The organism is Vibrio sp. 10N.222.49.A3 (assembly GCF_041475145.1).
Classification (GTDB): domain Bacteria; phylum Pseudomonadota; class Gammaproteobacteria; order Enterobacterales; family Vibrionaceae; genus Vibrio; species Vibrio tasmaniensis_A.
The window spans coordinates 1-1,249 of record NZ_JBFRVM010000256.1; the positions used below are offsets into that span (position 1 = coordinate 1).

Consider the following 1,249-nt stretch of genomic DNA (forward strand, 5'->3'; position numbering starts at 1 on the left):
GGGTGGAACTTAACCTGGTTATTTTCAATGTTATTGACACCGAGCTTGTTTAAGTACGTTTGGGCCAGTGTGTTATCCATCGGTAAGCTTTGATTGATATAATCCTTAGCCCGTTCTTCAAACTGCGCAATATGCCTTGGGGTGGTGCTCAGTAATTTGTCGTGTTTACTGTTTTCCTCCAGTTGATATTTTTCCGGTTCGTTGATCATCTTGTGCGCTTCATTCATCGCGGCTTTATAATTCATTTCCTTATGACTCATGATTAGGTTAATCAATGCGCCTTTTTCGCCTGTGGTGTAGTCTTTGAAATACCCGCGATGCTCTCCAGTTAAGGTGACTTTAATGGCCGATTTTCCAATACCAAAGGTTAAATAATCCCGGTCTGATTTGGATTGATTCGGCTGGCCTAATAACTGAATGGCGAGGCTTTCGGTGTATTTTGGTAGCTGCGTATTGATGTGCTCCCTAAATGTGTTGTAGTCAAAGTCACCGCTTTTATTTTGGAACCGGACGTCCTCATGAGGGAGTGCATTACGGTTAAAGTAGGTGGTGTCTTTGGGTGGAATTTGGTTGAGGGTTTCTATCGCACTGGCTTTATGGCTCTCTTTAGAAAGCCAGCTTTTGACCAATTGTTTTGTGTTGTCGGTATAGAGCCGAATGTGCTGACTGGCACGAGTCACATCGATACCGGCGCGTCTTAAGTTGGTCAGTGCGCCTTTGCTTTGTATCGCGCTAATGACGTGTTGATAGGTGGACCCTTGCGCCATGTCTGCGGTTCGACTGTAAGCGTAGTCCCAGTGCCCGTCTTTAAGCGCATTAGGGTTAAGGTTGAGTGTTTGTCCTGTCTTAGATTGAGCGATAACACGGTCTGTAGTCGCTTGCGTGATGCGGTACTCCACGTTGGCTTTGATACTGCGCTCTTTATCGGTAAAACGGGTGATGATTTTATCGCCCGTTGAGAGTGGTTTTTCTGACGTAGAGAACAGGGTGGTGAAGCGGTGGTCACGGTTGCGCGGTAAGAATGGCCTAGTCTTACCTGTCGCTGCGTCTTGAAGTGTCACCACGCCATGCTCTGAGTCAACGTGAGTGATTGTCGCGTACTCACCGGGTCTGGTGCTCAATATCAAGCCTTTTTGATACGGCATCATGGTAGTGAGCTCTTCACCCGTGGCGCCGATTGAGCGTAGCCGGGTTGCGACGACGTTCTCTTTGCCTAACTCACTCTGTTTCATCAAACCGACACGGATGT

1 pseudogene is annotated in these 1,249 nt (G+C 47.4%); it reads right to left on the minus strand.

What is annotated here, in order from left to right:
• Positions 1-1,249: pseudogene (locus AB4589_RS24650) on the minus strand (conjugative transfer relaxase/helicase TraI); the annotation flags it as partial.